Raw genomic sequence first — 15,855 nt, forward strand, 5'->3', positions numbered from 1 at the left:
ATCCTCCTGGATAGGACGTTTACGTTGTGGGCGGCTTGCACCTTTGCCGAACTCTTATCCAATAGTCGAATGGCTTCGGACAGAATCGACACGCAGGGCAAATTTTTTTCCGCTTCCTTGGTCAGTTCCCCAATTCTCCGATACGTGCCGTCAGTAGGCGACGCTCCGCCTCCTGTTGAGTGGTCTTCAGGGCTCGCTCGAAAGCCGCAGCAGCGTCGGCTGTTTTGCCTAAGCGCCGCAGCAACTCGCCCCGCGCGGCATGAGCCAGATGATAGTCGCCCAGTTCTCCCCGGAGGAGGATGTCGTCGATCAGCTCTAGGCCTGCTTGGGGGCCGTCGCGCATCGCCACCGCGACGGCTCGGTTTAATTCGATTACCGGCGAGGGATCGATTTTCAGCAGCATCGAATAGAGAACCACAATCTGGTTCCAGTCGGTCTGGTCGGCGGTTGCGGCCTCAGCATGAATCGCCGAAATGGCCGCTTGCAGCGTGTAGGCCCCAAAACGCCGCGTGCGCAGCGCGTTCTCGACGAGCGTCGTCCCCTCGGCGATCATTCCCTGGTCCCAAACAGAGCGATCCTGGTCTTCCATCAGAATGATTTCACCCTCTGAAGAAACTCGCGCTGCGCGTCGTGATTCGTGCAGCAGCATCAGCGCCAACAATCCTTGTACTTCCGGATCGGGCAACAACTCCAGCAATAGGCGGCCGAGTCGAATCGCCTCGGCGGTCAGATCGACGCGGATCGGCGAATCTCCTTGAGACGCGGAATATCCTTCGTTGAAGACCAAATAAATCGCCGACAGCACCGCGTCGAGTCGTCCCGGCAACTCACTCAACGACGGAACGACAAACGGAATCCCAGCGTCCCGGATTTTGGCTTTCCCGCGGACAATTCGTTGGGCCATCGTCCCCTTGGAAGTCAAAAAAGCCCGTGCGATCTCTTCGGTAGTCAATCCGCAAACTTCGCGCAGCGTCAAAGGAACTCGGAGTCGCGGATCGATATCGGGATGACAGCAGGTAAAGATCAAACGCAAGCGATCGTCCTCGATCTCGCCAGAGGCACGAGCCGCGTTCTCCAAAGCGACTTCTTCCATCCGCGCCGCGATCTCTGGCTGCAACTCCTGCAATCGTCCTTGCCGCCGGAGCAAATCTATCGCCTTAAATCGCCCGGCCGAAACGAGCCAAGCCGTCGGATTGGCCGGCATGCCATCTCGAACCCAATCTTCGACCGCCGCGGCGAACGCCTCATGCATCGCATCATCGGCCAGCTCAAAGTCTTTCAGAATGCGCACCAAGGAGGCGAACACGCGACGAGAGTCAGAGCGGTAAAGCTGATCGATGCGATCGCAGATGGTTGCGTTGCTGGGGGCGTCATTCATGCTCGTTATTATAAACGTGACGCGAGCCAAGAACGAACGGTGGTGGACGTCGCTTTACAAACAACAACAGCCAGCTTCCCCGGCGTCAATATCGTTGCGTCACCGCCGTCGTTTCCGTGGTTTGGGTACGACAGACGCATTCCAACTGATCGACAAGCCAGCGGCTTGAAGTCCAGATTTGGTGGTGACAAACGCCAACTCGAACGAGATATAGACCCACTGCCCACGATGGCTTGTGTCGCTGAGCGATGCGACTTGAACGCCTCGGTACGGTTGGCGGCGAAGCGTCAGCGGGTGAGTCACCGACTGGGGATCATCGTAGAGCGTGTCCCAAGCGGCCTGTTTGCGTCGTGAGTCTCCTCGACGGATCCGACTCGGGATCGCCATTTTTTGAGAAATAAGTGCGTGCTGTTGGGCCAGAAACTCAGCGACTTCGGTTCGGATGGGTTCTACGAAAACCTGACTCGCTGCCGCAAAATCTTTTCGTTGAAAGGCTTGGGCGACCAACTTTGCGTGCGAATAAGCTCCCCGCAGGCCGACCGCGACGGTGGTCGAAACTGGTTCTGGGAAGGCCTCTGGTTGTCGCTTTTCCCATTTTGGCCCGCCCGAGCCGGCGATCTCCGTCTGTTCACCTGGCTCAGCAACCGGCTGGATCTGGATCAGTACGTCGAGAAACGCATCTTCCGCTTCGGTGTCGATGTCGTCCTCCTTGAGTTGTTCGATTTGCTCCTCTTCAAACTCGTTGTCACGATTTTCCGCCAGATCGACGAGCCACTCGGGCAGCATTCGAGTCGCGTCCGATTGGCGGTACCAATCGACATACGAGAGCTTTCGTCGGCGCAGTAAATCGGTCGCAATGTCGGAAGTGATAAATACATGCGTGGTAATCTGATACAAGCCGGGCGGAATCTCGACGAGGAGGAAGTCGGGACCTGCTGTCGTCTCTGGCGGAATCGGTTTGCCAAAGAATCCCCCCGCATCGACGACAAGCTTTCCTGTTTCAAATTCAACGGTTCGCATCGCGCTGGCGATCGAGCCTGCCGATTCTTCCTCGGTCAGTTCGCCGAGCACGAGTCGCCCGACGATGCCGCCATCTTCTGGCAACGGAATGAGCAGCGCGTTCCCTTGTTTCGCCGCCGCGACTCGATCCTGTAATGTGGCGAAATCCGCTTGCCGCTCGGCGTCCGCGATCGTGATCACGCTCGCGTCTTCACCGACAGCGAAATCAAAACGAGGTTGGTCAAAGTTCAACAACGCCATCTCAAGCGACTCCCGGTGATGCGTGCTCTATGATTGTGGTCGGAACAGGAAAAAGCGGCAGCGCAAACTGCGATCGCTGTTCCCCACCATACGCAACTTTTGCGACCGATTAAACCAGATTTTGAAGCTTCTCGTTGCGAGGGAGCTTGGTCGGCTGGGAGAGCAATCCGCCGTTAATTTGACCCGACTTGGGCGATCAGCGACAATCAAAAGCTCTTACCTACCAAATCGCCCCCGCTTTGGACTTACCTCATGCTTGTTCCGCTTTCACGTTTACTGGCGCTGTTGCTCGTCGTCGGCTGGTTCGTTTCTTCCAGTTGCGCCCAAGAGGCGTCCACCAAGCCGAATTTTGTCATTATCAATATCGATGACCTGGGTTACGCCGATATTGAGCCGTTTGGATCCGAGATCAATCGAACTCCGAATCTGAACGCGATGGCGGACGAAGGGATGAAGCTGACTTGTTTTTATGCGGCGCCTGTTTGTTCGCCGTCGCGGGCAGCGCTGATGACCGGGTGTTATCCGAAACGGGCGCTGACGATTCCGCATGTGCTGTTTCCCGGTAACGCCGAAGGGATGAGTCCCGACGAAGTGACGATTGCCGAGCTGATGAAAGAGCAGGGGTACGCGACCGCGATCATCGGCAAATGGCACTTGGGGGATCAGCCTGACTTCTTGCCGACGCGGCAAGGGTTTGACTATTACTATGGCTTGCCTTACTCGAATGATATGGGCCCCGCCGCTGACGGCGTGAAGAGCAACTATGGAGCGCCGATTCCGCAGCGAAAAGGAAAAGGTCAGCCGCCGTTGCCGCTGTTGCGAAACGAGACCGTGCTGCAGCGCGTGTTGGCGAAGGATCAAACTGAACTGGTGACCCACTACACCGAAGAAGCGATCCAGTTTATCCGCGATCATCAAGAGAAACCGTTCTTCTTGTACTTGCCCCACTCAGCGGTTCATTTTCCGATGTATCCCGGCGATGCGTTTCGCGGCAAGAATTCGCACGGACTGTACAACGACTGGGTCGAAGAAGTCGATTGGAGCGTCGGCCAGGTGCTGCAAGCGCTGAAGGATCTGGGCTTGGACCAGCGGACGTTGGTGATCTTTACTTCGGACAACGGCGGGCAGACCCGGTTTGGCGCGATCAACAAGCCGCTGCGAGCCGGCAAAGCGACAACCTATGAAGGAGGGATGCGAGTCCCGACGATCGTGCGCTGGCCTGGCAAAGTCCCGGCCGGTTCCAGCAGTGATGAAGTGGTCGGCATGATCGACGTGCTGCCGACGTTGGTCAAGTTGGCCGGCGGAACGACGCCGACTGATCGCAAGATTGACGGCGCCGACATTGGACCGATCCTGGCAGGCGTCAAAGAGGCGAAGTCGCCGCATGACGTCTTCTATTTCTATCGCGGTTACGATCTGGAAGCGGTCCGCAGCGGTCCGTGGAAGCTGCGTTTGAACGAGGGGGCTCTCTACAACTTGCAGGAAGATATCAGCGAATCAAAAAATGTCGCCGCCGACAACGCCGATGTGGTTGAGCGACTTCGCAAAGTGGCCGCCGAGATGGATAGCGACTTGGGCGTGAAGAAGATTGGCCCCGGTTGCCGCAAGTTGGGAATGGAGAAGAATCCGCAGCCGTTGATTGGATTTGATGGAGTGGTGCGCGAGGGATTTTTGCCTAAGAAGCAATAAGAAAAGCGGAAAGCGGAAACGGGAAAGCGGAGAAGAGGGGGGCGGTCGTGCGAGTCACTTTGACACCGCTTTCCGCTTTATTTGTCCGACGTATCCACTTTCGCCCAGAACGGATGTTGGCGGTCGGCTCTTGTGCGAACGTCTTCGAGCATAACTTCGGCGGTTGGTTTTAGTTCGCGATCGAAGCTGCGGCGATCGATGTTGATCGTCGCGCGTTTGCTGAAATCGACCATCTCAGGCGTAAAATAAACGGTGGCGCCCCCCGACTTGGATTGGACCGAGACGCCGTTGGTGGCCAAGATTTTCGCTTCGATATCGGTGGTCGTCGCGCGGGGCTGCGGCCATTCGGCAGGCAAGACTTGCCCGCGCTGCGGAAGGTCACGAACTTCGACCCAATAGAAAAAGTTGTCCCAGGGTCGCATCGTCGAGAGTTCGAACTCTTTTGGCGTGAAGTTTCGCTGGTGGATCCCCATCCAGGTGAACATTTCCTGGATCTCTTCTTGGAAGTGCTCATGACCGCGACCGAGATACTCGACCACGGTGACGTCCATATTGTTTTTTTGCAGGTAGCGATCCCAGTCGCGAGCGTTCTTCTCCAGCTTGTTGCCGTCAAACTGACCATGGACAAAGTACATCGGCACGTAGCGCGCGTTTTCCCAATAGCGAGAGACGTATTTATCGGCGGTAGCGACAAGCGGCAGCACGCCAGCCCACAGATCAGGATGAGCCAAGCCGATATCCCACGCAGCGTCTCCCCCCATCGAATGTCCCGTGAGGAAGACGCGGTCGGTATCGATTGAGAAGCGGCGCATGGCGCTGCGTAATGACTTCAGAACGGCGGCATGCTCTTGAGCCGAGTACTGATAGTTGAACTGATGCTCTTCGCGCCAGACGGGGGCGATCACGATATAGCCGTGACGAGTCGCCTGGCCGAGCCGCATGCCGAGCTCTTTGTTGTATGCGCCGGCCCACCAGTCGATCTGCTGTTCGGGCGTCGTGCCGCCGTTTAACGTGACGATGGTCGGATAGCGTCGATAGGGATCGTAGTCAGGCGGAAGCTGTACGTAGTATTGAAAGTCGTCGTGCCCCGTGATGCCGGGAGCGGTCATCAGCGTGTAGCCAGGTATCTCGGACTCGCTGAGCGCTTCGTCTTCGCTCCGCGGGGGCTTCATATTCAGGATGATCTTGGCCAGATAATCCGGGGTACCGGCTTCCATCGACTCTAGTTGTTTCAAGATGCCGGCTTTGTCGACTTCGACTCGGTTCGAGAGATACTGCTGGGCGAGTCCGCGAACTTCATAAGCGCTCAGCGCGACGGCCAGATTTTGCGTGCCGTTGTTGGCGCCCAGGATCCAGCCGCTGATTGCGAGCGAAAGTTTTTCTTCGGCGGAGAGCGCGGCGTCGTCGGCCAATCGCATGAAGTCGGTCAGACGATTGATCGTGTTGATCGAACAGTCGGTTTTGATCTCGTTGACCGCGATATCCACTTGCGGTTTTTTCGCCGGATCGGCGAACTCAGCCGCGTATTTTTCGAGCAGTTCGACGGCGCGAACACGGCGCTGCGAGACAGAGTCGTACTCCGAGAGCATTTGCCGCACTTTCAATAGCGTTTCGCCTGCGACTCCTTCATCCGGAAACCTGGATAGCATCTGGTAGGAGAGCGTGTGTTGTCCCGACGATTGTCGCAGTTCAATCTCGCGAATCAAGTTTTGCGAAGCAAGTTGTCGTAAACCGCTGATTTGCTTTTTCAAATCGGAAAGTTCCGGGAAGTCGCGAATTACTTCCGCCAGCTCCAGAGCGGCGTCTTGATAACGCTCTCCTTGCAGGTAGAGACGGACGATTTTCAGCCGTTGATCGGCGTCCGACGAGTCCAACTGCTGCCGCAAGATCTTGCTGAGAGTTTCGCGCGGAATGCTGCTGGTGCGCATCCGCATGTCCCAAACGTAAGAATGCGAGGCTTGCAACCCTTCGACCTTGGTCCAGCGGGGCGTGATTTCGGTAATCCCTTGAATCACGTCAATCTTGCCGCGGGCGGTATCCATCGAATAGATGCGACGTCCCCATTGGTCAAAAGGGGTGATCCGAATGCTGGCGCCGATGATCGCGACGCGCTCCCCCTTTGGCGGAACCCGCTGCTCGATATAGATATGCTCTTCGAGCGCCGGCGGCGACGGTTGGACGTTTTTAACCAGATAGCTGGGGACATAGACCCGGCGGAGGTCATCGTCGGCGATGACGATCAACTGCAACGCGACGGCGCCTGCGGCGCTGTTGTCAAAGACTCCTTCGCCGATCGAAGCGATCTTGCCGAGCTTGCCTTCGATGGTCATCCCGTTCTTCAACTGCAAAATATCGGCCGTCGCCGACGAGAGGAGCAGTGCGGAAAACAGGAGAGCGGCAAGCGGTAGGCGGATAGTCATGCAATCAGTCGACATTGGAAGAGGCGAAGAGAAGACGGGGAATTGTATCTCTCTAGACCGCAAAAGAAGGGCGGTCCTCTCACTTCATTGTCAACGAGTTGACCGGTGGGTCAACAAAATCGCTAGAATCGGCCGAAATAGAACGCATTTCTTCGTATCCGAAGCGCGAGTTTTGAGGTTGCGCTATTTCGAATCAATCGAACACTAGCCCGCCAGCGCCAGCGAGGGAATACGGCTCGCCACTTCAATCCGTGTTAGGATCGCCAACTCTATTCCCTCCCTCGCGCTTTTTGAAGTTGCGCTCTTTGGCCGAACGGATTCCGGTTGGCCCGGATAGCTCCGCTATCGGGGCCGACGAAGTCTCGGTAGGAGGCGTCGAGCCGCGGTCGGACTTACTTCGGTGGTCGCTATACCGTTTGGAAATGGCGAAAAGCCCCCGAACTGCTTACCAGGAACCAATGCCTCTTACGGCTGCGCCGCTGCGGATAGCGGAGCTATCGCGGCCAACCAGGGAAAGAGCGCAACCTCAAAACTCACGCTTCGGCTATGAAGAAGGAGGAGCGACGAATTGAAGTAGGCGGAACAACCGTGCAAAACTAGTTGGCGCTAAACGAGATGGAAGCGCTGACGTCGCGCGAGATCGGATCGGCCATGAACCGCTGATAGCAATCGCGGCACATTTGGAAGTTGCGTTCCAGGTGTTCTTCGTGCAACGTCGGATCATCCAGGCTTTGAATCTTTTCGAGCGCGTCGGAGATCGCGGACAGATGATCGTGGTCGGTGTCGTGAAGATCGTACTCGTCAAGTTGCGGTTCGATCTCAAGGAAGGCAGTCAAGCGAACGATAAAACAGGGATCGGTCGCTTTGTCAAAAACTTGCTGACAGCAATGGCAAGCATATTGACTCATACAGCGTTCCCTTCGTGAGGCGAGGAGGAGAGCGATTCAGCGACTTCATGTCAGCAGCAGACTCCATCCTAACGTCGCTCGAACGCGAGGAGCAATACGAATTGAGCGAAAAAGAATGCGGCATATCGCGCAAAAAAAAGCCACGACGCGATAGCGTCACGGCTTGGTGATTGATTGGATAGCTGCAATGCAAGCGACGATCGCAACGCGACTTTAGTTGTCGTCGACGAGCGGTTCTTTTTTCTCGGTGATTACTTCGCACTGCGGCGCCATCTCGGCGTTCAGTTCGACAAAGCCCTGCCATTCTTCAGGCACGTTGTCTTCGTGGAAGATCGCTTCGACCGGGCACTCCGGTACGCACGCTTCGCAGTCGATGCACTCTTCCGGGTGAATGTAGAGGATCTTGTCCCCTTCATAGAAACATTCCACCGGGCAAACGACCACACAATCGGTGTACTTGCACCCAAAGCAGGGTTGGCAAACTACGTGAGTCATCGCTTTTCCTATTCTCCTCGCGAATGCGTCGCTAAATGACGGCGGCCCCGCTCGCAAGTCGGAGCAAAAATAAAATCTTTGCAGATTATTCCGCGAGCGGCAATTTCGCCGAAAGTCTTAATCCAGAACAGCTTTACCGTAAGTTATCCCTGCTATAATAGGCTGTCAAGATAGACTGCCGGGATCAAATGCTCAGCGCAATCTTGCCTCAGGAGGGGGCTCCAAATAGAATCCCGCCAGGGTGGAGTTTCTTCCATCCGGCTGAATTTTCACTCCCTTGCGAGGCCGATGTGGCCCTAACTGATACGGATCGCAAATTGCTCGAGAGCTGTCTGGACGGGGAGCCGTGCGCTTGGGAAGCGCTCGTCGATCGGTTCATTGGGCTAGTCGTGCACGTCGTGGATCACACGGCGCGGGCCAAGGGAGTCGAAATTACGGTCGAAGATCGGGAAGATTTGGCGGCCGACGTGTTCGCTCGACTCGTACGCAAAGATTTTCGCGCTCTGCGAAATTTTCGCCGTAAATGCTCGCTTGCAACCTATCTGACGGTGATCGCTCGACGTGTGACCATTCGGCAGTTGCATCGCCGAATTCGTGAACGATCGCTGCAATTCGCTCTCAACGGCGAGACAAAAACGCCGGTGACCTGGACGGTAGAGAAACGGATCGAAGATCGCGACCAGATCGAAGCCTGGTTAGAGTCGCTCTCCGGACTCGAAGCTGAAGTGGTTCGCCGATTTCATCTCGAAGGGCTCTCTTACGAAGAAATTAGTCGACAATTGGGGATCCCGGTCAATTCGATTGGCCCGACTCTCTCGCGAGCACGCTTGAAGATCCGCCGCAACAATTCGGCCGATTCCGTTTTCCAATAGAACCGGTTTTCTGGAAGAGCCGCGTCGGCAGAGTGCTAGCCCAATTGTCCTGCCCGCGCGACCGGACCTAACTATTGTTTTGGCTTTTCTGGAGGGAGTCGCACCATGATCGCCGGCGGCGTCCAGATTTGCTCGACAATTTCGGCGTCAGGATTGTAGGTGCGCAAAATCAGATAGAAACTCCCTTGGGGAGCTGGCAGCCAATTTTTCGCCGCGGCGCCCGAGAGCGCCTCGTGCTGGATTAAGATCTTCACCCCTTCGTTCTTATCAGACTTTGCGCTAATCATGCGACTGGTGATTGAATAGCGTTCCAGGGGATTCTCGACCAAGTTCGCATCGCCACTGTACATCGTGATCGACCAGAAGGCCTTGGCCGGCGGGAGTTTTCCGGGGGGAAAAGAAAGCTCGTATTTTTTCGCGCCGGTCAGTTTCTTTCCCTCGGCGTCGACGTGAGCGACCAAAAAGACCGATTCGGCCGGATCGCTGGCGACGATGCCCCCAAGCGATTGCTGCGCTGCGCGAACCAGATATTCACCTTTGTCGCCTGCTCGTCCGAGCGCAGGAGGCGGATATTTCCAGCCATTGATGACCACCGCGTCGGGGTCGTCGAGCAATGCCTTCTCTAAGATTTTCTGCCCATCGACCGCGGCGCGAGCGAGTCCAGCTTGATAGGCGGGATCGAGTTTGGCGACGTTTTGTCCCGGACCAATCTTAAGCGTCGCAAATAGATCGATCAGCCCTTGCTGCGTCTTGGGCGGGGGATTTTCGGAGAGCGCTCGATTGATCGTCTTCCAGACGGCCAGCGGATCATTGGCCGGATCGAGCGGTTGCCAGACGTCGCGGGTTTCGGGCAATGAAACGTTGTTTTTCCCCCAGTACGACAGCGGCGTCAGCTTGTACTGGGCTTGGAGTTCTCGGACGTACATCACGTCTTGCGGACTGTAAACGAGCGTTCGCCCCATCACCAAAACCCAGGGAGTGGGCGATTTGGCCAATGCGATCACGCCGCTTGGCAACGCGTCGGCGAAGTCTGGTCCGACAATGGCAAAATTGCCAGGCCCACTGCCGTTCGTCCGTTGTCCAACCGAGGCGAAATTGTCGGAATTAAACGCCGCAAATTCAAACGAGTAGTAGCGATCGGCCATGTCGGGGATCGACAAAATCACCGGCTCGCGGGAAACGTCGACCCAGGCGATCGAATAGAGCGTGTCGTTGTTGGGACTGCCGCCGTCCCGGTACTTGGCGGTGGTCAGACGTTTGGCGTGAAAAAAATGATTGACCGCCGCGTAGGCGCTCTTCCCCTTTTCGCTCGGTTCGGCGACCCACTTCCAGCGGAGCTGGGCGTTGTAGTAATACGGAAACGCATAGGTGTAAGCGGTGATGCCGACGCTGCGCGCATACTCTTCTTTCCAAGCCGATGTCGCGACCGGCGCAGCGGTTTTGGGCTGCGGCGCATTTTGAGCGCGAACCCAAACGCCGCCGGAGGTGACGAGAAGGGCGAAGATCAGCAGTGATTCGTTACGCAGCATCAGTGGCTTACAAGTCTGGTATTGGGAAAATCCGTTTATTATTCCCTCGATACGGCAATAGGGAATTATAGGTCGTGGAAATTCGCGGCAATCGTTGAGAAATCGTTATAACCAGACATTCGGTTGGATTTTTCGCGCCTGAAGTGGGGCTTTCCCCGCTTTCTAGTCAGCCGGACAAAAGCCAGCTAAAATGCGTAATTCTTTCTACCCCCCATTCCTCTCGCAAGTGAACTGAAGGAGCGTTTGATGTCCGCCCCGCTCAACAAGTACAGCAGCCGCGTTACCCAGCCAAAAAGCCAGGGCGCGTCGCAGGCCATGCTTTACGGAACCGGCATGACCGAGGCCGACATGGACAAGGCGCAAGTTGGTATCGCCAGCGTTTGGTACGAGGGCAACACGTGCAACATGCACCTGAATCAGCTCTCGGAAGTGGTGAAAAAGGGGGTAGTTGGCGCCGACATGGTTGGGATGCGTTTCAACACGATCGGCGTGAGCGACGGCATCTCGATGGGGACCGAAGGGATGAGCTTCTCGCTCCAATCCCGCGACCTGATCGCCGACTCGATCGAAACCGTCATGGGCGGTCAGTGGTATGACGGGCTGATCGCACTGCCGGGCTGCGACAAAAACATGCCGGGCTGTTTGATCGCGATGGGACGTTTGAACCGTCCGTCGATCATGGTCTACGGCGGCACGATCAAACCGGGGCACAACAGCAAGGGAGACAAGCTGGACATCGTCTCCGCTTTCCAATGCTATGGGCAGTTTCTCTCGGATGGGATCACTGAAGAAGAACGGAAGGAAATCGTACACAAAGCTTGTCCGGGCGCGGGGGCTTGCGGCGGCATGTATACCGCCAACACGATGGCGACTGCGATCGAAGCAATGGGGATGACGCTTCCTTACAGCAGCAGCATTCCGGCCGAAGATCCGGCGAAGCAGCAAGAATGTATCGACGCCGGCAAGGCGATGCGCTACTTGCTGGAGAAAGATATCAAGCCGCGCGACATTATGACCCGCGATGCGTTTGAAAACGCGATGGTCACGGTGATGGCGCTCGGCGGTTCGACCAACGCCGTGTTGCACCTGATCGCGATGGCCCGCTCTGTGGAAGTTGATCTGTCGATCGACGACTTCCAAACGGTCAGCGATCGCATTCCTTTCTTGGCCGATCTGAAGCCAAGCGGCAAGTTTGTGCAGGAAGATCTTCACTCGATCGGCGGTACGCCGGCGGTTCTGAAGTACTTGCTGGCCGAGGGCTTTTTAAAGGGGGACTGCCTGACGGTGACCGGCAAGACGCTGGCCGAAAACATCGCCGATCTTCCCGGCTTGAAAGAAGGCCAGAAAATCGTTCATCCGCTGTCGGACCCGATCAAGTCATCGGGTCACATCCAGATCTTGAAGGGAACGCTCGCTCCTGCAGGCGCCGTCGCCAAGATCACCGGCAAAGAAGGTCTCCGCTTCCAAGGGCCGGCCAATGTCTTTGATAGCGAAGAAGACATGCTACACGCGCTGGAAGACAAGAAGATCAAAAAGGGAGACGTCGTCATTATTCGTTATGAAGGTCCCAAGGGAGGCCCCGGAATGCCGGAGATGCTGACTCCGACTTCGGCGATCATGGGGGCGGGGCTCGGCAGCGATGTCGCGCTGCTGACCGACGGCCGCTTCTCTGGCGGCTCGCATGGTTTCATCGTCGGGCATATCACGCCTGAGGCGCAAGAAGGAGGCCCGGTCGCGCTCGTTCAAAATGGCGACATCGTCACGATCGACGCCGATACGAACTCGATCGACGTCGACGTGCCGGCCGATGAGATGGCGAAACGTCTGGCCGCTTGGAAGGCTCCGGCCTACAAAGCGACCCGCGGCACGCTTTACAAGTACATCAAAAATGTGAAAAGCGCTTCTGAAGGCTGCGTGACCGACGAGTAAGTTTGGAGGACGAAACTATTCCTTTTCGTAGCCCGCTGGGAAATGCGGACGGATAAAATGCCTAATGTCTAATGAAGATTGAAGGATCAAGTCGTTTCTTCCTTCAATTAGACATTCGTCATTCCAATGGAGGCCGCATTTCCCCGCGGGCTACAAAGAGAGATGCGTGACGCACCTTGTCGCTACTAATCACAATCCAACCGAGGCGACGCTCTAGCGAGCGTCGTTTTTTTATGGCCACCATCGTGCTGCTGATCCTCTCGAACATCTTCATGACGTTCGCCTGGTATGGACATTTGAAATTCAAGAGCAGCGCTCTATGGGTCGTGATCTTGGCGAGTTGGGGAATTGCGTTTTTTGAGTATTGTCTGCAAGTGCCAGCCAATCGTTGGGGGCACGAGCGATACAGCGCCGCGCAGCTGAAGATCATGCAAGAGGTGATCACGCTGGTCGTCTTTTGCGTCTTCGCGGTGACGTTCCTCCGTGAACCGCTCAAATGGAACTACATCGTCGGGTTCGTGATGATCATCCTCGCGGTCGTCTTTGTCTTTGGGTTTGATACGCCGAGTAAGGCCGATCATGAAGAGACGCCCAGTGTGATTCAGCGCGAAGATTCTCCGCCGCACTCGGAGTAACCATCGTTCCTAGTCTCGTAGCGAGTCCGAGAGACGAAACACTAGCAGCCGATGGAATGTGGTCAGCGATACCAACTTGGATTGGAGTGGCCAGCCGCATTCCATCGGCTGCTAGTGTTCGCTTGGTTCGAGAAAACGCAACCTCAAAACTTGCGCTTCGGGCTACGAAGAGTTTCTCCAGCGGCGCACAAAAAAAGAGGATGACCAAGCTGGTCATCCTCTTCGGAGGTGTTGTCGATCGCTCGGCGATGCGACCGAGCGACGACGAGGCTAGCCTCTTTGGTTCCGGCCCCTATTTGATCAGGTAGTACTGACCTCGCAGGTTACAGAGCAGCTGTTCGCCTGGTTTCTGTTGCGCCAACAGCGAGTTCTGTTGCTTATTGTTCGCAGCGACCAGCGCGAAATATTCCTTGCTATAGCGGTCGACCGTCTTAATCTTCTTTTGATCTTTCTCTGGATCGATATCTCCGGCGCTTTCCGCGATCCAAATTTTGTCTCGCAAAAAGAGAGTTTCGTTGCCGATGTTACGAATGTTGGAAGCGACCACTGTCCGGTCGTTCTCAACATCCTGGTAGACGGCGCCTCCGGCATAAGCGTTGGCGGCCGCGGTCTTCGGAGAGAACCCCGGCGAGGTGACAATGGGAGGCAAATTTATACCTTTAACTTTGCTGATGCCGCCAAAGCCTCCGCCGCTGGCGCGATCGGCTTGTTGATAGGCGCCTTTCTGGGCTCGCTGTGAGAAGCCCAATCGTCCGCCTGCTGCGCTCAGTTTGCGCGTCTCCGCTTCGGCTAATCCAAAGCTGTGAGTTCCGCCGCGGCGAGCGTCGGCCAAATCGCGGGCGCTCGAATTTTCGTCGGCCAGGAACGACGTGTACGGCGTGATGATCCCATGTTTGGTCGAGAGGGAGACGAGCTCTTTGACTAGTTCATCGTTCTTGCCGTTCAGATCGATGTCGTCAATGATCTCGCCGATGCGGCGCATCGCCCACAGCTTTTCGACAAACGCGTACGTTTGATCGTCGCTTTCTTTGACAAATTCGGCCGGGAAATCGACCTTCTGCTTTTTGTCGCCGACCGTGCCGACGATCGTGATTTTGGCGTCCCCATGTTTGCGATACCGCCCGGCGATGATCAATTGTTCGCCGGCGAATAGATCATGCGACTGTTTCGGCTGCAAGCGATTTACAAAGTTGTCGCCCCCTTTTTCCAGGTCGTACTTGATCGCTACGTTGGTCATGACCGGCGCGCTGATCTTGTTGTACAGCTTGGCGACATGCGTCTCGATGTCTTCGTTGGGACGGACATATTCGCTTTGTCCAAAGCATTCGCGCGATAGACGATCGAGCAGGCGACTGTTGACGTCATAACCGACGCCGAAGCTGATCACCCGGGCTCGCACGTCATTCTTCTTTTTGGCGTTGTCGACGATCTTCGCTTCGTTCTGTTCGCCATGCGTCGGCAAACCGTCGGTCAAAAACAGCATATAGCTGGGACGCTTGTCATCTTTCAGCATGCCCATCGCTTTGGCGAGCGCCCCGTCGATGTTGGTGCTGCCGCCGGCATAGAGGTTGTCGACAAAGTCGAGCGCCTTTTCCCGCGTTTTGTCATCCAGTTTTTGCAATTCCGGCTCAAACGATTCGACGTCGCTATCGTAGGCGATGATGTTGAACAGATCCCCTGCGTTCAAGTTGTTCAGCACAAACTTGGCCGCTTCTTTCGCTTGTTCGATTTTCTCGCCGCTCATGCTGCCGGAACGATCGACGACAAAGATCACGGTCTTCTTGGTCTTGACGTCTCCTTCTTCTTCGACCGGCGGACTAGCGAGCAATAAGAAGTAGCCATCTTCGCTCTTGTCAGGTCGATAGGTCAGCACGCTGGCGCTGAGATCGGTTTTGGCCGTATCAAAGAACAAGCGGAAGTCATTGGTCGGCACGCAATCGGTTTGCTCGATCGTGACGACGGCGCGATTCTTCCCTTTTCGCTTGACCTCCACTTCGTGCGTGGGGCTATAGACGCTTTTTAATTTATCTTGGGTTTCGACGCTGACGCGCAGGCGAAGTTTTTCGAGCGGCTTGTCGGTGAAGCGCGCCGTCGACAGCGGAAAGAGGAAATCGGTCAGGCGATTGTCTTTACGCAACAGTTGGCTGTAAGTGATCGTCACCGTGCGACTGGCGCCGGCCGGGACTGGAAAGACGCTGGTCTGAAACATGCCGGTTCCCACCCATTCCAACAGCGCCGGATCTTGATTCTTGCGGACGATCTCCTCGTAGATCTTGCGGGCTTTTTCTTTCGGAAGCAATTTGGCCGCGTACTCTTTGCCGTCGACCAATAGCGTCAGACTATCGATCGCGCCGTCGTACGGCAGCGGAAAGAGAAACGAAACTTGCAGTTGGCGGCTGCAAGTATTCTCAAAGGTTTGGGAGACCTGGACCTTGGCGATCTGGTCTTCGATGTCAGCATCGACTTCCAGGCTTTTGATTTTGTAGGACTCGGTCACCGGCTGCGGCGCAGGACGCGGAATGGGACGCGGCAGTGGGATTGGCCGAATCGGATCGTGGATGATCACCACGGTTTGGGCTGAAACGCCCAGCGCCCCGCTAAACAGGGCGAAAAAGAGAGCCAGCGGCCCCCAAAGGGAAAGACGGACATAGCGAGACATGGTGGTGCTCCTAGCGACAGGACATCGGGCTTTGTAGCGTAGACGAGCTTGAGGGAGCAATCGTTTTGTCAAGAATCGAAA

General features: G+C 56.1%; 11 protein-coding genes. 4 read left to right on the top strand and 7 right to left on the bottom strand.

What is annotated here, in order from left to right; all coding sequences use genetic code 11:
- Window positions 1–121 precede the first annotated feature (121 nt).
- Entirely contained in the window at window positions 122–1,378 is a 1,257-nt protein-coding gene (locus tag M4951_RS05075) for an RNA polymerase sigma factor (protein ID WP_262025395.1), read from the bottom strand.
- Window positions 1,379–1,477: 99 nt separating this feature from the next.
- Complete coding sequence (locus M4951_RS05080) at window positions 1,478–2,638, bottom strand: hypothetical protein (RefSeq protein WP_262025396.1); 1,161 nt, start codon at window positions 2,636–2,638, stop codon at window positions 1,478–1,480.
- Between the two features lie 252 nt (window positions 2,639–2,890).
- On the opposite strand from M4951_RS05080, the gene M4951_RS05085 reads away from it, so the two are divergent.
- The gene (locus M4951_RS05085) at window positions 2,891–4,327 is read left to right on the top strand and encodes a sulfatase (protein ID WP_262025397.1); all 1,437 of its coding nucleotides are present in this window, start codon (window positions 2,891–2,893) and stop codon (window positions 4,325–4,327) included.
- 77 nt (window positions 4,328–4,404) lie between these two features.
- On the opposite strand, the gene M4951_RS05090 is transcribed toward M4951_RS05085, so the two are convergent.
- The 3 genes from M4951_RS05090 to M4951_RS05100 all read right to left on the bottom strand — a co-directional run bounded on the left by M4951_RS05090 (window position 4,405) and on the right by M4951_RS05100 (window position 8,150).
- Window positions 4,405–6,747 (bottom strand): alpha/beta hydrolase-fold protein, encoded by a 2,343-nt coding sequence (locus M4951_RS05090; protein WP_262025398.1) that lies wholly within the window; start codon window positions 6,745–6,747, stop codon window positions 4,405–4,407.
- A gap of 596 nt (window positions 6,748–7,343) precedes the next feature.
- Window positions 7,344–7,655, bottom strand: a complete 312-nt coding sequence (locus tag M4951_RS05095) for a hypothetical protein (RefSeq protein ID WP_262025399.1) — start codon at window positions 7,653–7,655, stop codon at window positions 7,344–7,346.
- 213 nt (window positions 7,656–7,868) lie between these two features.
- Window positions 7,869–8,150, bottom strand: coding sequence for a ferredoxin family protein (locus M4951_RS05100; protein ID WP_262025400.1), 282 nt, complete (start codon window positions 8,148–8,150; stop codon window positions 7,869–7,871).
- 290 nt (window positions 8,151–8,440) lie between these two features.
- On the opposite strand from M4951_RS05100, the gene M4951_RS05105 reads away from it, so the two are divergent.
- Window positions 8,441–9,022, top strand: coding sequence for an RNA polymerase sigma factor (locus M4951_RS05105; protein WP_262025401.1), 582 nt, complete (start codon window positions 8,441–8,443; stop codon window positions 9,020–9,022).
- Window positions 9,023–9,093: 71 nt separating this feature from the next.
- Here M4951_RS05105 and M4951_RS05110 read toward each other — a convergent pair whose 3' ends face one another.
- Window positions 9,094–10,551: a DUF1254 domain-containing protein gene (locus M4951_RS05110; protein WP_262025402.1), complete on the bottom strand. Its 1,458-nt coding sequence runs from the start codon at window positions 10,549–10,551 to the stop codon at window positions 9,094–9,096.
- Window positions 10,552–10,797: 246 nt separating this feature from the next.
- Between M4951_RS05110 and ilvD the strand changes: the two genes are divergently transcribed.
- Together ilvD and M4951_RS05120 are read left to right on the top strand one after the other, a co-directional pair.
- Complete coding sequence (ilvD, locus tag M4951_RS05115; RefSeq protein WP_262025403.1) at window positions 10,798–12,480, top strand: dihydroxy-acid dehydratase; 1,683 nt, start codon at window positions 10,798–10,800, stop codon at window positions 12,478–12,480.
- 233 nt (window positions 12,481–12,713) lie between these two features.
- Window positions 12,714–13,115 (top strand): DMT family protein, encoded by a 402-nt coding sequence (locus M4951_RS05120; RefSeq protein WP_002651482.1) that lies wholly within the window; start codon window positions 12,714–12,716, stop codon window positions 13,113–13,115.
- Window positions 13,116–13,407: 292 nt separating this feature from the next.
- Here M4951_RS05120 and M4951_RS05125 read toward each other — a convergent pair whose 3' ends face one another.
- A complete protein-coding gene (locus M4951_RS05125) occupies window positions 13,408–15,774 on the bottom strand; it encodes a VIT domain-containing protein (protein WP_262025404.1) in 2,367 nt (788 codons plus the stop codon).
- Window positions 15,775–15,855: the final 81 nt, after the last annotated feature.

The sequence above is a fragment of the Blastopirellula sp. J2-11 genome, from assembly GCF_024584705.1.
Classification (GTDB): Bacteria; Planctomycetota; Planctomycetia; order Pirellulales; family Pirellulaceae; genus Blastopirellula.

Excerpts from the sequence above, each read along its gene's own strand:
- ilvD (WP_262025403.1), top strand. The coding sequence starts at position 10,798 with ATGTCCGCCCCGCTCAACAAGTACAGCAGCCGCGTTACCCAGCCAAAA.
- M4951_RS05075 (WP_262025395.1), bottom strand. The coding sequence starts at position 1,378 with ATGAATGACGCCCCCAGCAACGCAACCATCTGCGATCGCATCGATCAG.
- M4951_RS05085 (WP_262025397.1), top strand. The coding sequence starts at position 2,891 with ATGCTTGTTCCGCTTTCACGTTTACTGGCGCTGTTGCTCGTCGTCGGC.
- M4951_RS05125 (WP_262025404.1), bottom strand. The coding sequence starts at position 15,774 with ATGTCTCGCTATGTCCGTCTTTCCCTTTGGGGGCCGCTGGCTCTCTTT.
- M4951_RS05120 (WP_002651482.1), top strand. The coding sequence starts at position 12,714 with ATGGCCACCATCGTGCTGCTGATCCTCTCGAACATCTTCATGACGTTC.
- M4951_RS05095 (WP_262025399.1), bottom strand. The coding sequence starts at position 7,655 with ATGAGTCAATATGCTTGCCATTGCTGTCAGCAAGTTTTTGACAAAGCG.
- M4951_RS05090 (WP_262025398.1), bottom strand. The coding sequence starts at position 6,747 with ATGACTATCCGCCTACCGCTTGCCGCTCTCCTGTTTTCCGCACTGCTC.
- M4951_RS05080 (WP_262025396.1), bottom strand. The coding sequence starts at position 2,638 with ATGGCGTTGTTGAACTTTGACCAACCTCGTTTTGATTTCGCTGTCGGT.
- M4951_RS05100 (WP_262025400.1), bottom strand. The coding sequence starts at position 8,150 with ATGACTCACGTAGTTTGCCAACCCTGCTTTGGGTGCAAGTACACCGAT.
- M4951_RS05110 (WP_262025402.1), bottom strand. The coding sequence starts at position 10,551 with ATGCTGCGTAACGAATCACTGCTGATCTTCGCCCTTCTCGTCACCTCC.